General features: G+C 50.1%; 20 protein-coding genes. All 20 read right to left on the reverse strand.

Features of this window, described 5'->3' with window-relative positions:
• Nucleotides 1–118: 118 nt before the first annotated feature.
• Entirely contained in the window at nucleotides 119–862 is a 744-nt protein-coding gene (locus tag WC592_06510) for a WecB/TagA/CpsF family glycosyltransferase (protein MFA4982102.1), read from the reverse strand.
• Entirely contained in the window at nucleotides 855–2,054 is a 1,200-nt protein-coding gene (locus WC592_06515; protein MFA4982103.1) for a glycosyltransferase family 4 protein, read from the reverse strand. The genes WC592_06510 and WC592_06515 overlap by 8 nt, the downstream gene beginning before the upstream one ends.
• Nucleotides 2,051–2,926 carry a methyltransferase domain-containing protein gene (locus tag WC592_06520; protein ID MFA4982104.1) on the reverse strand — a complete coding sequence of 292 codons (876 nt, stop codon included), beginning with the start codon at nucleotides 2,924–2,926 and terminating at the stop codon, nucleotides 2,051–2,053. Before WC592_06520 ends, WC592_06515 begins: the two co-directional genes overlap by 4 nt.
• On the reverse strand, nucleotides 2,904–3,680 hold the full coding sequence (locus WC592_06525) for a polysaccharide deacetylase family protein (protein MFA4982105.1): 777 nt from the start codon (nucleotides 3,678–3,680) through the stop codon (nucleotides 2,904–2,906). Before WC592_06525 ends, WC592_06520 begins: the two co-directional genes overlap by 23 nt.
• Nucleotides 3,622–5,010: an O-antigen ligase family protein gene (locus WC592_06530; protein ID MFA4982106.1), complete on the reverse strand. Its 1,389-nt coding sequence runs from the start codon at nucleotides 5,008–5,010 to the stop codon at nucleotides 3,622–3,624. Before WC592_06530 ends, WC592_06525 begins: the two co-directional genes overlap by 59 nt.
• Nucleotides 5,007–5,798 carry a class I SAM-dependent methyltransferase gene (locus WC592_06535; protein MFA4982107.1) on the reverse strand — a complete coding sequence of 264 codons (792 nt, stop codon included), beginning with the start codon at nucleotides 5,796–5,798 and terminating at the stop codon, nucleotides 5,007–5,009. The genes WC592_06530 and WC592_06535 overlap by 4 nt, the downstream gene beginning before the upstream one ends.
• A complete protein-coding gene (locus WC592_06540) occupies nucleotides 5,791–7,011 on the reverse strand; it encodes a glycosyltransferase family 4 protein (protein ID MFA4982108.1) in 1,221 nt (406 codons plus the stop codon). The genes WC592_06535 and WC592_06540 overlap by 8 nt, the downstream gene beginning before the upstream one ends.
• The gene (locus tag WC592_06545) at nucleotides 6,995–8,179 is read right to left on the reverse strand and encodes a phosphotransferase (GenBank protein MFA4982109.1); all 1,185 of its coding nucleotides are present in this window, start codon (nucleotides 8,177–8,179) and stop codon (nucleotides 6,995–6,997) included. Before WC592_06545 ends, WC592_06540 begins: the two co-directional genes overlap by 17 nt.
• On the reverse strand, nucleotides 8,169–9,527 hold the full coding sequence (locus WC592_06550; protein MFA4982110.1) for a hypothetical protein: 1,359 nt from the start codon (nucleotides 9,525–9,527) through the stop codon (nucleotides 8,169–8,171). Before WC592_06550 ends, WC592_06545 begins: the two co-directional genes overlap by 11 nt.
• Nucleotides 9,518–10,471, reverse strand: coding sequence for a glycosyltransferase (locus WC592_06555; GenBank protein MFA4982111.1), 954 nt, complete (start codon nucleotides 10,469–10,471; stop codon nucleotides 9,518–9,520). The genes WC592_06550 and WC592_06555 overlap by 10 nt, the downstream gene beginning before the upstream one ends.
• Nucleotides 10,468–11,448 (reverse strand): NAD(P)-dependent oxidoreductase, encoded by a 981-nt coding sequence (locus WC592_06560; GenBank protein ID MFA4982112.1) that lies wholly within the window; start codon nucleotides 11,446–11,448, stop codon nucleotides 10,468–10,470. Before WC592_06560 ends, WC592_06555 begins: the two co-directional genes overlap by 4 nt.
• Complete coding sequence (locus WC592_06565) at nucleotides 11,445–11,903, reverse strand: dTDP-4-dehydrorhamnose 3,5-epimerase family protein (protein MFA4982113.1); 459 nt, start codon at nucleotides 11,901–11,903, stop codon at nucleotides 11,445–11,447. The genes WC592_06560 and WC592_06565 overlap by 4 nt, the downstream gene beginning before the upstream one ends.
• Entirely contained in the window at nucleotides 11,900–12,970 is a 1,071-nt protein-coding gene (rfbG, locus tag WC592_06570; protein ID MFA4982114.1) for a CDP-glucose 4,6-dehydratase, read from the reverse strand. Before rfbG ends, WC592_06565 begins: the two co-directional genes overlap by 4 nt.
• A 1-nt stretch (nucleotide 12,971) precedes the next feature.
• Nucleotides 12,972–13,736, reverse strand: a complete 765-nt coding sequence (gene rfbF, locus WC592_06575) for a glucose-1-phosphate cytidylyltransferase (protein ID MFA4982115.1) — start codon at nucleotides 13,734–13,736, stop codon at nucleotides 12,972–12,974.
• 4 nt (nucleotides 13,737–13,740) lie between these two features.
• Nucleotides 13,741–15,027, reverse strand: coding sequence for a hypothetical protein (locus tag WC592_06580; protein ID MFA4982116.1), 1,287 nt, complete (start codon nucleotides 15,025–15,027; stop codon nucleotides 13,741–13,743).
• 29 nt (nucleotides 15,028–15,056) lie between these two features.
• Nucleotides 15,057–15,959 (reverse strand): MraY family glycosyltransferase, encoded by a 903-nt coding sequence (locus tag WC592_06585; protein MFA4982117.1) that lies wholly within the window; start codon nucleotides 15,957–15,959, stop codon nucleotides 15,057–15,059.
• Nucleotides 15,959–16,993: a GDP-mannose 4,6-dehydratase gene (gene gmd / locus WC592_06590; GenBank protein ID MFA4982118.1), complete on the reverse strand. Its 1,035-nt coding sequence runs from the start codon at nucleotides 16,991–16,993 to the stop codon at nucleotides 15,959–15,961. Before gmd ends, WC592_06585 begins: the two co-directional genes overlap by 1 nt.
• A 15-nt stretch (nucleotides 16,994–17,008) precedes the next feature.
• Nucleotides 17,009–17,671, reverse strand: a complete 663-nt coding sequence (rsmI, locus tag WC592_06595) for a 16S rRNA (cytidine(1402)-2'-O)-methyltransferase (protein MFA4982119.1) — start codon at nucleotides 17,669–17,671, stop codon at nucleotides 17,009–17,011.
• Nucleotides 17,672–17,850: 179 nt separating this feature from the next.
• The gene (glmS, locus tag WC592_06600; GenBank protein ID MFA4982120.1) at nucleotides 17,851–19,710 is read right to left on the reverse strand and encodes a glutamine--fructose-6-phosphate transaminase (isomerizing); all 1,860 of its coding nucleotides are present in this window, start codon (nucleotides 19,708–19,710) and stop codon (nucleotides 17,851–17,853) included.
• Nucleotides 19,698–20,867: an N-acetylglucosamine-6-phosphate deacetylase gene (gene nagA / locus WC592_06605; GenBank protein ID MFA4982121.1), complete on the reverse strand. Its 1,170-nt coding sequence runs from the start codon at nucleotides 20,865–20,867 to the stop codon at nucleotides 19,698–19,700. Before nagA ends, glmS begins: the two co-directional genes overlap by 13 nt.
• Nucleotides 20,868–20,918 lie beyond the last annotated feature (51 nt).

Consider the following 20,918-nt stretch of genomic DNA (forward strand, 5'->3'; position numbering starts at 1 on the left):
AAAAAGATAAAAAGACTGTTTCGTGATGTTTGCCGTGATTTTGTCATATGATTAGCGATGTCTCGTTAAGAGTATATCATAATGTGCGTTTAAATCAAATACAAATACCGCCTGTTTTTTACTTAAGCCGCGCCTTCAGAACATGGTAAATAAATACGGGCGTCGAGACCAGGTTCCTTTTCCACATCCTTCGGGGTTCTCTGAAGAACCTGAAGAGCCACTCAAGCCCGATCCACTGCAAAAATACGGGGCCCCTATTCTTCGTGCCGGCATAGTAATCGAAGGCCGCGCCTATAGACGCTATTACTTTAGCGTTCAGCCTATCCCTGTTCTCATATACCCACTTCTCCTGTTTAGGAGCGGTCATGGCGACCCATAGAACATCGGGATTGGCGCTATTGATAAGCTTTATAGATTTTTCATTCTCCTCTTGGCTGAAATCTCCGAATGGAGGAGCGTAAGACCCCGCTATTTCGATGTTGGGGAATTCCCTGCCTACCTTGTCCGAGAGCTTTTTCAGGACATCGTCGGTGCATCCGTAAAAAAAATATCTGTTTTTACCGTTCTTATTTAGAAAATCGCTGAGCCCGGCAAGGAGATCCGATCCCGTGAACCTCCTTTTTATCATCCCCCCCAGGAATCTTGAGGCCATAACGATGCCGAGCCCGTCAGGAATGACTATTTCGGAGTCGAGCATGGCTTTCCTGAACAGGCCGTCCCGCAGAGTCACTACAGCCGCGTTAGGGTTTATGGTAGACACGACTTTTTTATCTTTTCGCCTTATGGCTGTAGTCAATTCCATGTAAACGTCTTCCGGCGCCCGGGTATCGACTAAAATATCCAGTATCTTTTCCTTATCCATCCTTACCCCTGTTTATTACTTTACTATATATGTCTACAAGGATCTTATAATTTACATCCGGAGAAAATCTCTCTTCGTATTCTCTGCGTGCGGAGCGCCCCATCTCCATGCATGCCTTATCATCTGTGATGATCTTTTCAAGCTTTGAGGCAAGATCATGCGGGTCATTCATATCAAATAACAGGCCGGTCTTGCCGTCGCTCACCATTTCGCCGATGTTGTCGATGCGCGATCCCACTACGGGCTTCCCCATGCTGAACGCTTCGATTATCACCGTCGGGTGCATCTCGAACCACCTTGACGGCACTATGACGCATTTCGCTTTCTGCATTATCCTAAGCATCTCATCGTGGTTCACATTATTCAATAACTCCACCGCTGAAAGGCCGTTATTCTTTATCGCCTTTTCAATAGAATCTTTTGCCTGGCCGTTGCCGGCGATCTTGACGGGCGCGTCTATCCCTCTTTCGACCTTAAGGATACGCAAAGCCTCCATTAAAGTATCCGTCCCTTTACGTTTATTGAGTCTTCCGGCAAACAACAGGTAGGGATCACTGTCTTCGTCCGATGCGGGAATTCCATGTACAAAATTGCTTTTTACCGATATCTTATCCGGAGATATGCCGCAATTTATCAATCTCTCTCTGGCATTGTTCCCAAGCGCTATGTACGCGTCTATGCCTTTATCGGTGATCTTTCGCAACCTGTGGAATACGGCCGAAAAGACCGCCGGCAAGGTGCGTATCCAGGGAGATTCGCAGCATCCGCATAGCGCGCCCCTCCAGGGAAGCTTGCCAAGGCACAGCGTGCATACCTTTTCTTTTCTTACAAAGATGCCGTTAGCGCAAAAAAATCTGAAGTTATGTACGGTCTGGACGACCGGGACACCCGCGTCTTTGCAAGCGTAATACGCCGACGGAGATACCAGGTACCATATATTATGAAAATGGGCCACATCCGGCTTTTCCCGCTCTATTAAAAGCCTCAGCTCTCTATAAGTCCTGCGCGACCATATAACACTTGCGGCTGTATGGAGCCTTTTCTTGTAGCCGCCTATCTCATCGTTGTGCCGGCAATAGGTAACCACCTTCACGCCCTTTTTATTCAGCAGGGCCAGCTCATTCTGGAATACTATATTCTCTCCTGAAGGGGCGGAGGTCTTGTAAAAATTATGGACAAGCAGTATCTTCATTTAAATACCCTGAATATATATCTGGTCGGAGGCAATATACATTTCAACAATTTCGACGTAACGCGTTTTTCTTCCGGGTCATTGGATAGTTCGTGGTATAGAGGAAGATATTTGTCGACGCGGAATCCCGTCTCTTCCAGCATATCGATCATCTCTCTCCTGGAATAGGCTACGCTATGCGGCAAGTGCCAGAAACCCCTGTGATACAGGTATGCAAAGTCCAGGATCGCCGATCCTCCCGGCCTCAATACATCATAGATAGCCGCCAAAAGCTTTTTTTCGTGATCCCGGCCGGAGATCAGCGTATCGTTACATAAAACAACGTCGAAGATATCCTTTTTGAAAGGTGGCTTAAGATAATCGCATCTCGCAATAAATATGTTTGTCCTTTTTTTCTCTATGGATTTCTTAGTGAGATAGCAAACTGAGTCGACCGAGATATCGCACAAAACTGCCGTCTTCGACTTGACGGCGATCTCCCAGGAAAACCTGCCGCTCCCCGCGCTTATATCGCAAAAACTGCCGATATGCTCCGGGATAAGTTTGTTCAACATGTATATATGTTTTTTCAGCTTCTTCCTGTAGTTTTCCGGGACCGACAGGCCCCACGGAGAAGGATCTTCTACCCGCCTGAAGGGCTCATCGAACAGGCGATTATAACAATCGATGCTTCTATTCTCAACGACGCCGCCGCGGCGCCGCGCGAATTTTTTGGCGGGCATTAGATCAACGCAGATGCCGTCCAATATCTCAAATGTTCTTTTACATCCCGGACAGCGCACATTATCGTCCCTTGACACGCCTCGGCCGCAATCGGGGCAGGCCAAAAGATCGATGAACTCCGTTAAACTAACCTTGGATCGTCCGGTCATTTATGGATTCCCATAATTCGGAATTGGTGCAATAAACAATATTATCCGTCGATTTGACAAATTTCAGAAAATCTTCCAGCTTGCTCCATAGACCGAATTTTTCTATTTCCCATGAGTGGCCCCAAAGATGGAAAGATCCGCCGTTATTTTTTAAATCTCTCAGCAGGCCGGAGGCGCATCTTGTAAAATCGGTCATACCTCCGGCATTCTTCGTGATATTAGCGAGGCTTTCGCCGTCCATCCTTTCAACGCTGGTCAAAAGGCATGTGCGCAAAGGCCGGTCGTAAACCTGAAGGGTCGTATACAGCAGCCCTTTATCCAGGTCTGCGATCTCCTTGGTCCGCATGTATCCGGTTGTCCTGGCAAAATCAAAACCGCTCTCCAGGACCGCCTTCAATAAAGCTTCATTAAACTTACCTCTTGGAAAACAGAAAGAACCCACTCGCTTTCCCAGGAGATCCTCAAGCAATCTTTTGCCTTTTTCTATATCCTGCCTGGCTTTATCTAAAGGAATGCGCGTAAGCACATTGTGAGAATACGTGTGAGCCCCTATTTCGAACGTATTATCAAGATGCCTTATCTCTTCGGGAGAAAGGATGTCTTTCGACTCTTTGTTCGCTATTGAGATGTAGAACGTCGCCTTGACTCCGTACCGCGCCAGCAGATCAGCCAATTTCAGGTCAAAGCGGCTGCCGTCATCCCAGGAGCTTGTAAACAGTATTCTGTTTTTGCCGGAAAAGCTTGATAGCTCCAATGCCTACCCCCATAATAAAATAAAGATTTGCCGCCAGGAACGGGCATTCCAAAAGCGGCCCGAAAAACGCTATGATCATAAAAGCCCAATAATAGACGAGGCAAAATGTTATTATGTTCCTTTTGTGGTCTTCCATGCCGGGTTCGACCTGTTTTAAGAAGCGCCTGGCCCTTATTACAAAAACTGAATGCAGGTAAAGAAGCGCTCCGCATCCCGCCAATCCGGTCAGGACGATCAAAGTCACATAGCTATTGTGCACATAGCGCACGCGGTAACTGAACCCTATGACCGCGCCCAAATTATAACCGAACCCTTCCCCGAACAGCCATATTTTCGGATTGTTCTTAAAGATTGCCAGGGCTTCTCTGGTCCATTTCAAACGATCCAATCTTGTTCCTTGAGATATCTCGGAAAAGTCCTGCATATCCTTGTCCTGCGTTATCATGTAATTACCGGGGAAGATATTGACTATCCTTTGAACGATATTTTCAAGCGACATCTTCAGGTGCACTTGAGTAAGCGTATTGATGTGCGTGACTATCCCCAAAAAAGCTACGACGCATAAAATTATCATAAGATATTTAACGGCCCTGACCTGGTATTTGAACATTTTACGTATCATGCCCGTCCCTAAGGTCAGCACGATAAAGGCCAGGTAGCCGGCGCGCGACGAAATAGTTATGAGACAGCTGATCCCCAGGACTATCAACAGGATATTTTTAAGGCCGCGTTTTCCAAGAAGGAGGAAATAGAATATCCCGCCTATGACGAAGACATAGTTCATGGTATAGTGGCCCACAAGAAAAGCTCCGTCTTCGGGATCGACGACCGGCGACACATTCCGCACGATCTCTCCGAAAACATAGGTAAGGCCGTATATGAAAACCACTATGAATACAAAATTCAATAATTTAATATATTTGCCGAGCAGCTTTGCGTCCGTACCGATGTGGTAGCCGAAGAACGCGAATACAGGATACCAGAGGATGACACAATCTCTCAAGCTTGATTGGCCATAACCGATGATGCCCCTTAAGAAATATGCGGCGAATAGGAGCATTATTAATATCATCGCTTTGCCGGGGCTGTCCTTTACAAAATTTATTGATTCCGGATATCTCCATTTCGAAAATAGAAAATAGGGCGCGATAAATATAAATACTATTTCTCCTATGAAAAGATTCCCTATGCCTATGTAGGCAAAACCTCTCCCAAGGATAGCGTACCAGCTAAGTAAAAAAAAGAGGGCTTGGACAGGCAAGGGCAGGCCTCTTGTGTAATATAATATGACAAGCGCTATGCCTATCAGGATACATATAAGTATGATCATCTTTTCACGCCGATCTTGATGGAGCCGGCCAGATCAAAACGGCCGAGGATCGTCTGCGACACGCGCAGCGCCGGCCCCTGGTTCGTATCGGCTACGGCATTGCGCAGCCTGATCGTTCTGCCAAGGCCGGCATTCTTACAAAGCGCGTCCAGGCACTTATACGTGAACCAGTATAAGTGCTCCATCTTTAAAAGTTCGCGCCGGTGAAAGCCGTTCACGATAATGTTCAGCCCTTTGCTGTTTATGGTCGTTATATAAATACATCCTCCCGGGGAAAGCAGGCCGGCAAGCTTACCTATGTCGTTCCACGGTTCCCGCAGGTGCTCCAGCACTTGTATCAATACAATAAGATCGAATCTCTTGCCCGAGGCCGACAACTCATGCGCGTCTTTATATACCGGGAAGAGGCCTGTTTTTATTAAATGTTCTCTCGCGTGCGCATTAGACTCGACGCCCGCAACATCCATGCCCCGCGCTTTGGCGATCTTTCCGAGAGCGCCTGCGCCGCATCCATAGTCAAGTATGCGCTTGCCTTTCAGCGGCAACAAAAATCTATCGATAAGGTCCAGATGCTGTCTAAGGACGTTCTCCGGAGAGGCCCCGCCCGGCCTGTTATTCGTCATTTTTTCTTTTGTATAGTGGCTGTTATACAGCTCTTCAAGCTCTCCGTCGGAAGGCTGCGGGAACCTGTATAAAAGCTCGCACGCCGCGCATGAGCGGATGCTTGTGCCGGCGGATTTATGCTCCAGCCGCGTTCTTTCCGACCCGCATAAGGGGCATTTATCCATAGACAGCATTTATGGCCTTTTCTTTCTCTTCCCAGGAATACCGGGCCGCTTTTTCCCTGGCGGAGCGCCCCATAGACCCGGCCAGGTCCGGACAGGACGCCAGCCGTTCGAGCGCCGCCGAAAGGCCTTCTATGATATCCCGGCGCGCGAGCGCCTTGACCTTTATGCCGCATCTCTCATCGACGAATTCACCGGGCCCGCCCCAGTCGAGACAAACGACGGGATCGCCGTGAGCCATCGCCTCCAGAACCACCATCCCGGCGCCTTCGAAGCTGGGATACAGAAAGATATCGATCTCGTCCATCAGTTTAAAAAGCTCCTGCTGAGGTAATAAACCCAACAGCTTTATCTTATCCTGAAGACGGTTCTGCCTTATAATATCCGCGATACGTCCCCTGCATGGGCCTTCGCCCGCTATCAGGAATTCCGAATTTTCATTGACCGCCGCAAATCTTTTATACGCCTCAACGGCGAATAGCGCGCCTTTCCAGTGCACCAGGCCTCCGGCAAACAATATTTTGGTCTTCGGTCCGCGGCTATGCGGTTCAAAGCCGGGGATAGTTACGGCTATTGCCGGGACCGTTATCACCTTGCCGCTATATCCGGAAAATTTATGCGCGACATATTTATTGATGGCTATTATCTTCTTCGCCTTCCGCCGGGTAAAGACAACAAGAGGGTTGTAGTACGCCGTCTTGTATAATATTTTTCTCGCCAATTCGTAAATAAGCGCCGCCGGATCGCCGTAGAACGGCCTCAGGGGCACGTTATGCGATCCTACGGGCCCCCAGATGAACGGGACCGGTAAAAATGCCAGGCAGCTCGGCATCCAATCGCTTACAAATGTCAGGTGGTGCGCAAGATCGAATTTTAATTCTTTATGCAGCCTCTTCGCGATAAAAAAAACGGCCGCTTGCCAAAGCAGGTAATATAAATGAATGCCCCTTCTTCCCTTCTTCCAGAACCTGGACCATTTCGGATAGTCGAAGAAGATAAAATGGATATTGCCCGCCGGATGCCCCGACAGTTCTTTTTCTATAGCAGCCCTGTTCGATCCCCGCGTGATCACCCATGTCTCGTTATGCCGGGATATGCTCTTCACCCACTCCCAGCCGACAGCGTTTTCCGACCCCAGGCCCGGTTCGCAGGCATAGGCCAGGACAAGGACGCGCTTCGCCGGATCATCTTTCTTGCGGCTACCGGTTATAGTCATCTAAAACTTTCCCGAATACGCTCAATATCTTCTTTGTTTGCATGTCCAGCCGCCCCGCTATTGAATACATTTCCAGATATCTTAAACTCATATTAACCGAGTAAAGTATAAAGGAAGCCTTCAATTTCTCCGGGTCCTCCGCCGCCTCAGGACATACTTCACTATAAACTTCCTTCCTGACGCTTTCCTCAAACACCATATCCGTCAAGGCGCTCTGGGCGCATCTATTCAGCAGTATATTCGTATGGCTTATAAAATGAAAGGCGTCCCAGAAAGGCAGGCCTTCCTGGCAATATTCCCAGTCGGTCAGAAAGATATTCTTCCGGGGCCCCGCAAATAATATGTTCCAGGGCGCGAAGTCGCCATGCGAAAGACAGCCCGGCATCTGGATGAGGCGGTGTTGCGAAAGCCTCTCCATACACTTAACAAAACGTTCCCTCCACTCTTCGGGAAAGCTGCGTATGCCTGTTAATATTTTTGCGTGTAATCTAATATATGCGGCGCTTTCTTCCAAAAGGCCTTTTTTTTGAGTGCGCCCGAATAGTTCCGATAAAAACACTGTGTGTTTTTTGGTCAAGCGTAACCGGCTTATCGAACATGGCTTCGCGGAGGGCGTTTCAACGACGCAGGTAGCGCCGTTCTCAATAAAAAAAGAGGTTATTTCCGGGATGTCGCATGAAACCAGGCCTAGCGCCCTTACCTTTTGCAATGATTCATATTCATTATTTATTAGCGCGGCGGAATGATCCGAAAAACCCATTTTAGAATAGGCTATGACGCACCCATCTGGGTTTACGATTATTCCGGTCGCCTTATCCATGAGCGGATTGACCGACAATGATATGTCTATCTTTACGCCCAACGACCTTTCAAGAGTTTTTTTCAGTCCTGTCCCTTCGCTGTCATCCTTGAACAATATATTTCCTGCCAGCACCGTGCCGGCCAGCCTCATCCTTATCAATGCCATTACCGCAAATTTGAGAAATTTATTCTTCAAACTATACGGATGGTAAAAATCGAATACCCCGGCACGGCTATAGGGCGCGCCCAGAGGCAGCAGCCAGCGGATTTCTTCTTTTGAAGGAAGGGCAAGATAAGGGTCTCCGTCTCCGGCGTCCATAAGGCGCCCGTTTATTTTCCCTATTATGCTCATCGCGTCAGCGCTCATATCGAGATCCCCGCTCCTTCGCGGTCATCGCGGTCCTTCTTTCCAGGACGCACCCGACCACGGCGCTCAGGACGTCCTCCATCGGCCCATCGGCATTGACAGATTGTAAATTCTTTATTCCGGGCGCTATCTTTTTGAACCGCTCGGCCTGGACCTCTACCTCTTCAAGGCTTAGCTCTTTTTTGCGCTCATGAACGGCCTTCGCCGAGGCGTCCAGATATATAGCCAGGTCTGGAGCCGGCACCAGCCCCACAAAGGCCCTGATAAACCATTTGGGAAGATCGAAGCCGTACCGCCTGGGATCGTATAAAAAATCATAGGCGTATCTTTCGAATATCACTATCGCGTTCTTTCTTTCGGCATCGTGCACCCTTATATAATACCCGGCTGTTATGTCGATAAGATAATAGAAAAACCGCGTAAGGGAGAGAAGCGGCGTGGTTCTTTTTTCCCACGGACGATCGAAGGGCTCTGTTCTCTTCCCTCTAAGCGCCCCTAAAGACGGCAGCCATCCCGGCCTGTAATGCAGTATTGTGCTTGCATCCGATAAGAATGCGTTCTTCAATATATTGAAAGCGCCCTGCGCTACCGAACTTTTGCCGGCGCCGTCAGGGCCAAGGATGCATATCACTATTCCGGGCGGGAATATCCTGTATCTGGTCACTTCACGGCATATGGCCAGGAATATTCCGGCTGTCCTTACCGGATGCCTAAACCATGACCTGCGGCAGACGCTATGCCTGGCCCTTCGCGATAAGCCCAGAAGCTCGGGCCACATGCCGCCAATGGCCGATTCAGTAATGTCCAGCGCAAGCTTTCCACCCGTTGCGTCCGAAAGAACATCGATAAACTCTTTTTTATTTTCAGCCGCCGTCTTCCTGATAAAGTCCTTGTATCTTTCTTTTATCTTTGCCTTATACAATAATTCGCCCAGTAGCAGCATCACCGCTTCGTGGACAGGGCGCGGCGCATAAATAGACTTGAAAGGGATCCGCTTAGCCAGCACGTCGCTCGTCTTGAAAAAGATCGCCCCCCTGTATCCCGCGTAGAAAAGTATATCGACCTGGATAAAAAAATAGTCGTTTACGGAGGAAAATCTATAAAATCTGTACATGATCACATGGTTCCTATTTATTATCTGCAGGACCTTTAGATCGAGAGCTCCGGCGATATCGATAAGCATCCGCTCTGTTTTCGCGCTGTCTTTTACATTGACCAGGATATCCACATCCGAGCCCGGCCTCACATAAGGCAGCTGGGCATAATTCCTGGCCACACAGTAGGGGATACCCCGCTCGTCCAGGCCTTTGAAGACCATGCCTAAAAATTCCGCGCTGTCTATCGCCATCGTTTTGATGTCACCTGTTTTATAACAAACCCCGGCTGCATAATAAGCGCCGCCATAATAGCCGGGAGCATCCTGTGGTAAGAGCGTTTTGAAAAATTTAAAACCGAATATTTATACAGGGCTTTCGCATAGTCTTTTCGCTCCGCGTTCAACTTCTTAAGTAACGGCATGCGCGCGCGCGACGCCAGGAACTCTTCCCATGACTGTTCACCCCCTCCGCCGCGCCGCCTGGCCAGGCAATCTTTGAGCCATGCGACCTTCAGCCTCGCGGACTTGGCCTTCTTAAAAGAGAACGAGGATCCCGACGAATGTATCCTGTATTTTAAAAGATATTCGCCCTGCACGATTATACGGTGCCCTTTTTCCAGGACCCTGTTCCACAGGTCTATGTCTTCCGCTGGCCTGAATTGTGGCCGGTACCCGCCCGTTCCTTTTATAACGTCTCTTCTCATGATGACGCTTGGATGCGGCAATCCGACCAGTTCATTGTTTTCTACGGTCTTATCGACGGATATCCTGTCCGTCCATTTAGAAGTATTTTTTCCTATGACCCTGCCATTTTCGTCAATATAATATACGAGCGTCGCCGCCACCGATATGTCCGGGTTGACTTTAATAAAATCCAGTTGTCTCTCCAGGCGATCCGGCAGGGATATGTCATCGGCGTCCATCCGCATCACCCAGACGCCGCGGCATTGCTCAAGCCCCATATTCAATCCTTCTCCCTGTTCTTTATAAACGTCATTCCGTATCAACCTGATACGGGGATCCTTCCGTCTCATATCTTCGAGGTATTCTTTCGTCCCGTCACCGCTCGCGTTATCGACTATCACAAACTCCCATTCACGGTAGGTCTGGGCGAGAATACTTTCCACCGCTTCCTTAATATAAGGCATGCCGTTGCGGACCGACATCAGGACGGATACGGCGGGGGAATTTGTCATGATAAGCCTTTTAATGTATCGTCAAGATATGCACGCAACCCTTCATCGAGGCTGCGAGGGGTCCAGTTCAATACCGCTTGCGCCTTTGCGATGGAGCCATAAGAGACGCGCGGCTCGTTGGAACGCATATTTATTGCGCCGAACCGAAGGAGGGAGGGCTCGGCCTTTATCTGCTTTGCCAAATATAGTAAAAGCTTTTTCAGGGTAACTGCCTGGCCGCTGCAGATATTGAATATATCAAATAGGCTCTTTCTTGCGAGATCCCGCATCAGCGCCGAATAACCCTTTACGACATCTTCTATATAAGTAAAGTCCCGCTTTTGACCACACGCCGACAGGTCTATCGGCCTTCCTCTTTTGAGCGATGCGACTACGCTCGGTATCACCTTATTGGCGCTGTCCATGGCGCCATAAGGAATGAATAGCCTCGCTACGCGCGTAGGTATGCCGAATTTTAGCGACAGCTGCCTGGCGCAAAGAGTTTCGGTTAACTTGGACAATCCATAAGGTGTGTCCGGAAAACACGGATCGCCTTCGCGGCAGGGCGATGTTGAGGCGCTGTACTCGGCCGATGAGCCGGTAATGATAACGCCTCTGCACTCATTGGCGGAAATATTTGCGTACAATGCGTCGAGCGGCAGGACATTTACGCGCTCCCCTTCCGCAATATTATAATCCGCTTTGCCGTAGTCTGTCGCATATCCCGCGTGGTGTATCCATATCTCCGGCCTCTGGGCAGCCACGATCCTTTTCGCGCCTTCCGGATCCGTTATATCCAATCTCTTCAAGACCGTTCCTGCGGCCTGCGCCGCGGCCAGCCGGCTGCGATGCAGCGGATCGTACTCCTTTATATTTTTACTGATAGTCCCTGTAACCTGATGGCCGCGTCCGGAAAAAAACGCGGCGAGATGGGATCCGACAAAACTGCTGACCCCGGTGATGACTATTCTCATCCTGCCTCTATTATTGAGTTTCAACCGGCCGGCTCCCGCGCCCTGCCCCACTTATACGGTATCGACGGGTCATGTGGGTCTCTTCTCTCTATCTCCGACTCGTCGTGGGAGATCGATGCGCAATTTGCGACTATCGAGTCCGCGGGGCCAAGGCCCTGAAAACCGTTCCAGAGCATCGGCGGAACGGTGACCAGGCAATAATTGTCCGGCCCCATAAGTATCTCCTGGACCTCGCCCTTTGTAGGGCTCTCTTCCCTGCCGTCATAGATAACAAGTCTTATCTTTCCGCTCGGCACAGCGTAGTTCAACGTCATGCGCTTATGTATGTGCCATGCCTTCACTGCGCCCGGACGCACGAGGGAGAAATAGATCTCTCCGAATTTGACGAAATGCGGCGCGTCGGCTCTGAGCATATGCATTATTGCGCCCCTTTCGTCAACGATCTGCTTCAACGGTGTTATTATAACCCCGTCTATCACGTATGCCTCCCCGCCTTTCGCATAAGCCCCTCATATCTTTTTATCTGCTCCGCGCAAAGCTTGTACGTGTCTCCAGCGCCGTAATTTTTATACCACTCCACAATATACTTTACGGTCTTTTTCATGTTCATAAGAGGCTTCCATTTTAATTTGCTTTTTGATCTTGAACAATCCAGATAAAGGAGCTGCGCTTCATGCTTATTCGAAGAGTCCTTTTGCACCAGCATCTCTCCGCCTCCCCATTCGTCAACTATCATCTCTGCAAGAGATTTTACAGAAACTATCGACGTCCTGTCGGGGCCGAAATTCCATCCTCCGCTCAGGTCTTTACCCTCATATTGCTCTTTGGCCAATATTAAATACCCTGACAGGGGCTCCAGGACAAATTGCCATGGCCTTACCGCGCGCGGGTTCCGTATCTTTATCCTCGCGCCTTTTTTTAAACTCCTGATGATATCGGGGACCAGCCTATCGGGCGCCCAATCCCCTCCTCCGATGACATTGCCCGCCCGGGCGGTCGCCATCTTCAGACCAAATGAATTCCTGTATGACTGGACCGCCATTTCAGCGCATCCCTTGCTGCAGCTGTAAGGGTCCCGGTCGCTCAAAAGGTCTGTTTCTGTATAGCCCTTTTTTTGCTCCACGTTCTTATAACATTTATCGCTTGTGACCAATACGATGCTTTTCGGGCGGTATTCCTTTAAACACTCGATGATATTTATCGTGCCCATGACATTGGTCTCGAAAGTCGCCCTCGGTATGTCATAGGAAAGCCTTAAGAGAGATTGGGCCGCCAGATGGACCACTATCTGGGGCCGGTGGGCCTTGAAAACTTTTTTCAATTTGCCGATATCCCGGATGTCGCCCCTTATATCGGTGATCTTTCCCGCCAGTTTCGACAATTCAAAAACGCTGTTCTTATAGTACGGGTCAAGGGCATATCCTATTACGTTGGCGCCCATTTCGTTCAGCCATATACTAAGCCACGCGCCCTTGAAACCGGTATGTCCTGTGACCAGGACGGTCTTATTCTTAAAAAAATTACGAAGGCCCACGACATTCCTCACGTTATTTTTTCCACGGCGCTTTTCCCGAGCTCCACAATTCTTCCAGGAACTGCTTATCCCTTAAGGTGTCCATGCATTGCCAGAACCCTTCGTGTTTATAGGCCATCAATTCTCCGTCCCTGGCGAGGTCTTCCAGCGGGTCCTGCTCCAGGATAGTGTCGTCCCCTTCCAGATAGTCGAATATACCCTGCTCAAAGACAAAGAAACCGCCGTTTATCCAGCCTTCTCCCAGCTGCGCTTTTTCTTTGAACTTCTTTACCCTGTCTCCGTCAAATACCATCCCGCCGAACCGCCCCGCCGGCCTCACAGCGGTCACGGTCGCTATTTTGCCGTGCGACTTATGGAACGCCATAAGTTTTTTCAGGTCCACGTTGCCCAAGCCGTCCCCGTAAGTCATCATGAATCTTTCGCCTTTAAGGATATTCCGCAGCCTCTTGAGCCTGCCGCCCGTCATAGTATTTAAACCGGTATCAACGAGATCTACGACCCAATCTTTAGCAGCTGCCTTTGATGCCGTGACCTCCCCTGTTTTAAGCTTGATGGTCAGGTCGCTCTGCAGATTGTAATAATTAAGGAAATAATCTTTTACGATCTCGGCCTTGCAGCCGAGGGCTATCACGAATTCCTTGTGCCCGTACGATTCGTATATATTCATTATATGCCATAAGATAGGCTGGCCCCCTATCTCGACCATCGGCTTCGGCCTTGACGATGTCTCCTCGGCAAGGCGCGTCCCCGCTCCTCCGGCCAATATCACGACTTTCATATCTCTAAGCGCTCCATTCTTCAAGGTTAACATTGCCTATCAACTGCGGTTTTTTGCCAAAACGCCTATATAAAATTGACATCGTAATGCCTGTCAATACAGATGAGATGATAAGACCCGCCACCGCGCCGGTCAAAGCTAAGATCGCGGCCAGGGCAACTCCGAAGGTCAATGAAAAAACGCCCGGCCCTATATAGGAGAGGAAGACCTTGTCGGGGCTTTCGGTCGCGCGAAGGACGCTGCCCATCACAGCCGTGAGGCTTGCGCCGAACGGGAGGAGGCAAAGGACGGGTATTAAATAGAGAAAGCTGTCGTACTTGGTCCTGTACAGCAGGTGCGCAAGCGGTACTTTGAAAATAACGAGAATAATAAAATAAGCGGCAGATGCCGAGAAAAGAATAATAAGGCAGCGCTTTATAATGCCGGGGATGCGCCGCGGCTCCATCCTGATATTGCGGCTGAATACGGGAAGGAGTAACAGCGACAGCACGGATATGACGTTAAGCATCGGCAAGATGAAGTTCATAACGGCTTTTAAGGCCGCGACGCCTTCGAGGCCGAGCCATACAGGAAGTACCAAAAAATATATATTACCGGGAATCCACATAAGAGCGGCTGTGCCCAGCGCCCACCGTCCGTAAGACCAGTGGTCTTTCGGAACGGATGAAAACCCCGGGTTTTCCGCTGTGCCCCATTTCGGCTGAAGATATTTTATAAAGACGAGGCAGACCGGCAAGGCGCTTAGGCCCATACAAAGCAAAGCCGTCGTGGCGGACAGGGCGCGCATCCAATAGGTCATCGCGACTAAGCCGGTGAAAATAATAAAATATACCAGGCTCCCCAGTGCAGCTATATCCGACCGCAGCGATACATAAAGGGCGTGCCTCAAGACCCACATCAAAAGGACCACCGGCGCCGACAAGGCCAGGGCCAGCAGGGCCGCCATCACATCGTGGGAATATAAGTACCGAAATATGACTGCCAGCGCGGCAAGGATCGCTGTAATGGGTATGACCAGATACAGGTGGCACCTCACGACTATCCCCAGATATTCCCTGGGTTTGCCCGAATACTTACCCGCGCCGAATACCATCATGGGTTCTGTTATAAGCGCTGCGTGCAGCGCGCCGATAAGGAGGAAGACCGAATAGGCTATCGCGAAAGCCCCGTACTTTACCGGCTCAAGCCAGCGGGCAAGGAGGACATTGACCAGAAAATTTGCGCCGGCAAATATGCCCTGATCCAGGACGGCGAAGAAACCTTTGTGGGCCCACGACAGGAGGCGCCCCATATTCTAAACCTCTCATTTAGGCGGCATTTCTACGACCATACCATTAACGCGGCTAACGCCAGGATAAGCGAGCACATGTAAAACAGAAGAACCGTCAATCTCTGGCTTTTAACAAGCCCGAGTATCCGGTGGTGGATATGATATTTGTCTCCGGTAAATATACCGGTCTTGTTCCTGGCCCTCCTGACTATGGCCAGCGCTACATCCACGATCTGTATCAGCAGTATAACGCACGGTATTATTAATATAGGCATAACCGCGCTTTTCTGGGCGGTGGCTATAGAGAAGTACCCGACGGCCAGCCCGAGGAACGAACTGCCGTTATTCCCCAGGAATATCTTTGCCGGGTGAAAATTGAATGCGAGAAATGCCAGTATCGAGCCTGTAAGTATCATCAGCTGGATCCCGAGGTTCGAGGCGAAGGTTACCGCGGCGAGGACGATAAAGACTATTGCCGAGAGCCCCGCGGCTAACCCATCCAGGCCGTCCAGGAGATTGATCAGATTCATAATGAAGACGAGCCAGAATATAGTTACGGGTATCGAAAAGGCCCCGAGCACGACGAGCGGGCCGAACGGGATCTTGATATCGGTGATAACTACACCGCTCCAAACGAGAAGAGCGGCGGCAAAACACTGCACTGCAAGCTTCCGGGGGGCATTCAGCCCTTTTATGTCGTCATAGAGCCCGCTCGCCAGGAGCGCGATCGAAGCGGTAAATAGCGGCAGCAGGTTGTAGCCGGAGTGGAAGATGAGGCTGGTAACGAAGAAGACAAAGAATATTACAAGGCCTCCGGCCATCGGCATCGGCCGCGTATGTATAGATTTTTCTTTCGGATAATCGAGAAGGCCCCTCTTGTACGAATGCCTGATAATGAAAGGCGTCAATACAGCCGTCAACAAAAAAGAGACCGAAAAAGCCGCTATCCTCATCAATCTATTCTCCACCACCGCTTCGGGAACTTCTCCCGCAACAAGGCATCGCCTTCGCCGACCGGTTTGATGCCGATAGCGCGCATATCCGCGTCTATCATAATCTTCATAAGTTCACCGAACCGCACCTTAGGCTTCCAGCCGATCGACTTGCGCGCCTTCGAAGAGTCGGCCACAAGTTTGCAGACTTCCGTAGGGCGGAAAAAACGTCCGTCTATCTTTACATATTTACGCCAATCCAGCCCCACATATGAAAACGCCTCTTTGACGAAATTTTTCACAGAGCCCAATTTGCCCGTCCCCAGGACAAGATCGTCCGGTTTGTTCATTTGCAGCATCTTCCACATGGCCTCGACGTATTCGGGGGCATAGCCCCAATCCCTTTCAACGTCGAGATACCCGAGATATAAGACATTCTGCTTTTTTGCGACTATCGAGGCCACAGCGCGCGTTATCTTGCGCGTGACAAAGGCCTCTCCGCGGCGGGGGCTTTCGTGATTAAAGGCTATCCCGTTAACGGCGAATATCCCGTAACCGTCGCGATAATTCTTTGTCATCTCATGCGCATAGACCTTTGCGCATGAATAAGGGCTCCTGGCCCTGAAAGGCGTGTTCTCGTTCTGCGGGGCCGGGGAAGTGCCGAACATCTCGCTCGATGAAGCCTGATAAAATTTTATCTTCCTGCCGCTCCGGCGGATGACCTCAAGTATACGCGTCGTGCCGAGCCCCGTTACGTCGCCGGTATACTCGGGCATGTCGAAACTCAGGCGGACATGGCTCTGCGCGCCCAGATTGTATATCTCGTCGGGCTTGATGTTATAGATTATATTGGAAACCTGCTCCAGGTCGGATAGGTCCCCGTAATGCAGCTTAAGCCGCGACTTCGAGCCGTCGCTGATATGTTCTATCCTGCCCAGGTTGGGGGTACTGACCCGTCTTATCAATCCGTGGACCTGGTATCCTTTAGAGAGGAGAAATTCGGCCATATACGACCCGTCCTGGCCGGTAATGCCTGTGATCAACGCCTTCTTCATCGTGAATGCTCCTTTTTATATTATGACAGTGAATTCGCCCTGCGGTTTTTTCGCGCTGAAATGCGCGATCGACGCCGTTACCTTCTCTCTTCTTACCTCTTCGAATTTTTTGGTTGCCTCTCTTACGAGCGCCAGGTCTACGTCGCCGTATATCTCGAGTATGTCTTCTAAAAGTTTCAATATCCTGTGCGGCGATTCATACAACACGGCGGTCCTGCCTTCATCGCGGAGTTTCTGCAGCTGCCTTCTCCTTCTTGCGGATTTATTCGACAGAAAACCTTCGAACGCGAACTTGTCCGTGGGCTTACCGGATATACTGAGCGCTGTAAGAAGCGCGGACGCCCCGGGTATCGGCACGACCGCCACGTTATTATCTATGCAGGCCCTTATTATCTTATATCCGGGGTCGGATATGCCCGGCGTCCCCGCGTCGGAGACGAGCGCCACCGACTTACCATCGCCGAGCGCTTTCAACAGGTACTCCGTCTTCCGGACCTTATTATATTCGAAATAACTTGTGGTGGGAGTCTTTATATCGTACCTGTCGAGCAGTATCTTCGTATGGCGCGTATCTTCGGCGGCGATCAGGTCGACCTTTTTCAGGGTGTCTATCGCGCGCAATGTTATGTCTTCAAGGTTGCCGATAGGCGTGGAGACTATGTATAGCGTTCCGGGCATGCTGTTCCTCGTTATATCTGTGTAGTAATTAAGCGATTACCATATGGCAACTGAGTTTAGCGATTACAACAGTTTAACCGAGTTAAGTGATTAAGTGTTGTCATATTCTTTTTAATAGCGTACCTTACCCACTTAATCACTTAATAACTTAATCGCTTAATCGCCAAGCGCATCTAACTCTACTCTACGGTCACCGACTTAGCCAAATTACGCGGCTGGTCTATATCGTATCCGAACTCTTTAGCTACGTAGTATGCCAGAAGCTGCAACGGTATAACCACTAAAAGCGGAGAGAAGAGCTCGTTTATTTCCGGCACCTCGATCAGGTAGTTTATATTGTGGTGAAGTATCTCTTTGTCGCCTTCGGTCGCTATCGCGATCACTATCCCGGACCTCGCTTTTATCTCCTGTATATTGGAGAGCATCTTGTCGTATGTCTTCGATTTGACCGCTATGCAGACGACCCACGGGTTTTCGTCTATCAACGCTATGGGGCCGTGCTTCATCTCGCCCGCGGGATACCCTTCGGCGCTTATATAAGATATCTCTTTAAGCTTCAATGCGCCCTCAAGGGCATTGGGATAATTTATATTGCGCGCGAGATACAGGAAGTAGGACTTATGCTGTTTTTCGATATAATATCTACGGAACTCCTGGGCGTACGCCGCCAGCATGTTATTGCCGGACCTGTATTCGGAGAGCAGTTCGTCCATGAGGCGCGGCACTTTTTTGAATTCCCTGATAAAAGAGTTGAGCGCCGCGGGCTTAGCGGCCTTTCTCAATTTCGCGAGGTAGAGCGTTATCAGGTAAAAGATGGTGAGCTGCGCCGTGTAGGCTTTCGTCGACGCGACGGCTATTTCCGGCCCCGCGTGAGTATAGATTACCCCGTGCGCTTCTCTGGCTATCGAGCTTCCCAGCACATTACATATGCCGAGGACCTTGGCCCCCCTCTTCTTTGCTTCTCTCAACGCAGCAAGGCTGTCAGCGGTCTCTCCGGATTGCGAAACGATAATAACGAGCGTATCTTTATCGACCATCGGATTGCGATAACGGAACTCGCTCGACGTATCGACCCAGCATGATATGCCGGCATATTCTTCAAGCATATATTTTCCGGTAAGCCCGGCGTGATACGCCGTGCCGCACGCTACTATAGCTATCTTTTTGAACCGCTTGAAATCGGCCGGCCCTATCTTAAGTTCTTCGAATACCACAGAGCCTTTCTTCAGCCTTTCATCCAGGATATGCTCTACGATCTCGCCCTGTTCGAATATCTCTTTCAGCATGAAATGTTCGTATCCGGATTTTTCCGCCTGTTTGATATCCCAATTTATGGTCGAAGGCCTCTTGTGTATAATGCGGCCGGACAGGTCCTTCACCGTAACGCCCTCTTTTGTCAGGTTTATCACCTCGTGGTTCTCCAGATACATGACCTTATCCGTATAGTCAAGCACTGCGGGGACATCGCTCGCCAAAAAATTCTCGCCGTCGCCCAGGCCTACGATGAGAGGGGAATCGCATCTCGCGCCTACAAGCCGGGATGGTTCATCTCTATGTATCACGGCGAGCGCATATGATCCCTTCAACAGCCTGACGGTCTTAAGGACGGCCTTCTCCAGGTCGCCCTTATAGAATTTTTCTATCAGGTGCGCGATCACCTCGGTATCTGTCTCGGATATGAATTTATGGCCCTGTCTCGCAAGCTGCTTCTTGAGCTCCAGATAGTTCTCTACTATACCGTTATGGACTACGGCGATCTTCCCCGCGCAATCGAGATGGGGGTGGGCGTTTACGTCGCTCGGAGCGCCGTGGGTCGCCCATCTTGTATGGCCTATGCCGATCTTCCCTTCCGCCGGGTTGTCCTTAAGTTCGTCGATAAGCACCTTTAGCTTGCCCATCCTCTTAACAGTATTTATATTGCCGCCTTTTATAGTGGCAACGCCTGCTGAATCGTAACCCCTGTATTCCAGCCGGCTCAACCCTTTAAGCAAAATGTCCTGCGCCGATCTACCACCTATGTATCCGACTATTCCGCACATTTTTCCCCTCGCGTCTTTTTTCTGTAAACTATCTCACCTCTAATAATCGTCATCTTAACATCGAAATTTTTATCAAATACCACGATATCCGCGTCCATGCCTTTTGCGATCGTTCCTTTTCTCCGCTGAAGGCCCAAAAGCCTGGCCGGATTTTCCGTCGCAAGCCGCACCGCGTCCGGCACAGAGAGAGCGCCCGCCGATACCGCGTTCTTTATCGCCTCTATCATGGTAAGGCATGAGCCGGCGAGCCTTCCATCCTTTAATCTGTAAACACCGCCGTCGGCCCCACCCCTGCAGTAGCGGACGTTTAAACGTCCGCTACATTGTGGATAACTTTTGTCTGCGGCTTCGGCCCGCACAGAATCCGTGATCAGGATTATCCTGTCAGCGATCTTCGTCTTTAGCAGCAACCTTAGCAGCGTTTCGCGCACGTGGACTAGGTCCGGGATGACTTCAGCCGTTACCCTTTCATCCGCGAGCGCGGCCCCCACCGCGCCGGTCTTCGGCGCTTCCTTGCCGCTCATGGCGTTAAATGTATGGGTCGCGTGGCTTACGCCTGCGTCTATGCCCGCTATCGCCTCTTCATAAGTAGCGGCCGAGTGGCCGATCGACGCTATTACTTTTTTAGCCTTTAATATCCTTATTGCCTGCAGGGTGCCTTTCAATTCCGGCGCCACGGTCATGATCTTCAAAGACCGGCCGCATCTTTTTAAGATCTTTGCAAGCTCTTTTGCGTCGGGTTTTCTTATATAGCGCTTGTCCTGCGCGCCGGCCTTCGATTTATTTATATAGGGGCCTTCTATCCTGATGCCGAGCACGTTCGGCCCGAAGGGTTCCTCGCCGGCAAAAGTCTTTATCCTGTCTATTTTTTTAAATATATTAGCGAAGCTGTCGCATGACAGCGCCGGCATTATAGATGTGGTGCCCGATCTTATTTCGTTAAGAAATACGCGTTCAGGATCCCCGTGGATATGAGTATCTATAAAACCCGGAGAAACGAAACAGCCCTTGGCGTTGATCGATAGCGAATTCTTGCAGAGAGCGGTCTTTTTACCTAAGGACGCGATCTTTGTCCCGCTTATCAAAACCGCCGCGCCTTTTAGAAGGGCGCCCTTTGATATAATTTTAGCATTAATGATATATATATGACGCGGCATATGGAACTCCCCGGATCGAGGCTAATATAGCACAAGGCAGGTCAATTCTCA

It is taken from the genome of Candidatus Omnitrophota bacterium, from assembly GCA_041648975.1.
Classification (GTDB): domain Bacteria; phylum Omnitrophota; class Gorgyraeia; order 2-01-FULL-45-10; family 2-01-FULL-45-10; genus JAQUSE01.

What these genes read in the sequence shown, in the direction of transcription:
- WC592_06555 (MFA4982111.1), bottom strand. Translation starts at nt 10,471, where the DNA reads ATGACAAATTCCCCCGCCGTATCCGTCCTGATGTCGGTCCGCAACGGC.
- WC592_06580 (MFA4982116.1), bottom strand. Translation starts at nt 15,027, where the DNA reads ATGGGGCGCCTCCTGTCGTGGGCCCACAAAGGTTTCTTCGCCGTCCTG.
- WC592_06585 (MFA4982117.1), bottom strand. Translation starts at nt 15,959, where the DNA reads ATGAGGATAGCGGCTTTTTCGGTCTCTTTTTTGTTGACGGCTGTATTG.
- WC592_06530 (MFA4982106.1), bottom strand. Translation starts at nt 5,010, where the DNA reads ATGATCATACTTATATGTATCCTGATAGGCATAGCGCTTGTCATATTA.
- WC592_06540 (MFA4982108.1), bottom strand. Translation starts at nt 7,011, where the DNA reads ATGACTATAACCGGTAGCCGCAAGAAAGATGATCCGGCGAAGCGCGTC.
- WC592_06550 (MFA4982110.1), bottom strand. Translation starts at nt 9,527, where the DNA reads ATGGCGATAGACAGCGCGGAATTTTTAGGCATGGTCTTCAAAGGCCTG.
- nagA (MFA4982121.1), bottom strand. Translation starts at nt 20,867, where the DNA reads ATGCCGCGTCATATATATATCATTAATGCTAAAATTATATCAAAGGGC.
- WC592_06520 (MFA4982104.1), bottom strand. Translation starts at nt 2,926, where the DNA reads ATGACCGGACGATCCAAGGTTAGTTTAACGGAGTTCATCGATCTTTTG.
- WC592_06510 (MFA4982102.1), bottom strand. Translation starts at nt 862, where the DNA reads ATGGATAAGGAAAAGATACTGGATATTTTAGTCGATACCCGGGCGCCG.
- rfbF (MFA4982115.1), bottom strand. Translation starts at nt 13,736, where the DNA reads ATGAAAGTCGTGATATTGGCCGGAGGAGCGGGGACGCGCCTTGCCGAG.
- WC592_06515 (MFA4982103.1), bottom strand. Translation starts at nt 2,054, where the DNA reads ATGAAGATACTGCTTGTCCATAATTTTTACAAGACCTCCGCCCCTTCA.
- glmS (MFA4982120.1), bottom strand. Translation starts at nt 19,710, where the DNA reads ATGTGCGGAATAGTCGGATACATAGGTGGTAGATCGGCGCAGGACATT.
- WC592_06535 (MFA4982107.1), bottom strand. Translation starts at nt 5,798, where the DNA reads ATGGATAAATGCCCCTTATGCGGGTCGGAAAGAACGCGGCTGGAGCAT.
- gmd (MFA4982118.1), bottom strand. Translation starts at nt 16,993, where the DNA reads ATGAAGAAGGCGTTGATCACAGGCATTACCGGCCAGGACGGGTCGTAT.
- WC592_06545 (MFA4982109.1), bottom strand. Translation starts at nt 8,179, where the DNA reads ATGAGCGCTGACGCGATGAGCATAATAGGGAAAATAAACGGGCGCCTT.
- rsmI (MFA4982119.1), bottom strand. Translation starts at nt 17,671, where the DNA reads ATGCCCGGAACGCTATACATAGTCTCCACGCCTATCGGCAACCTTGAA.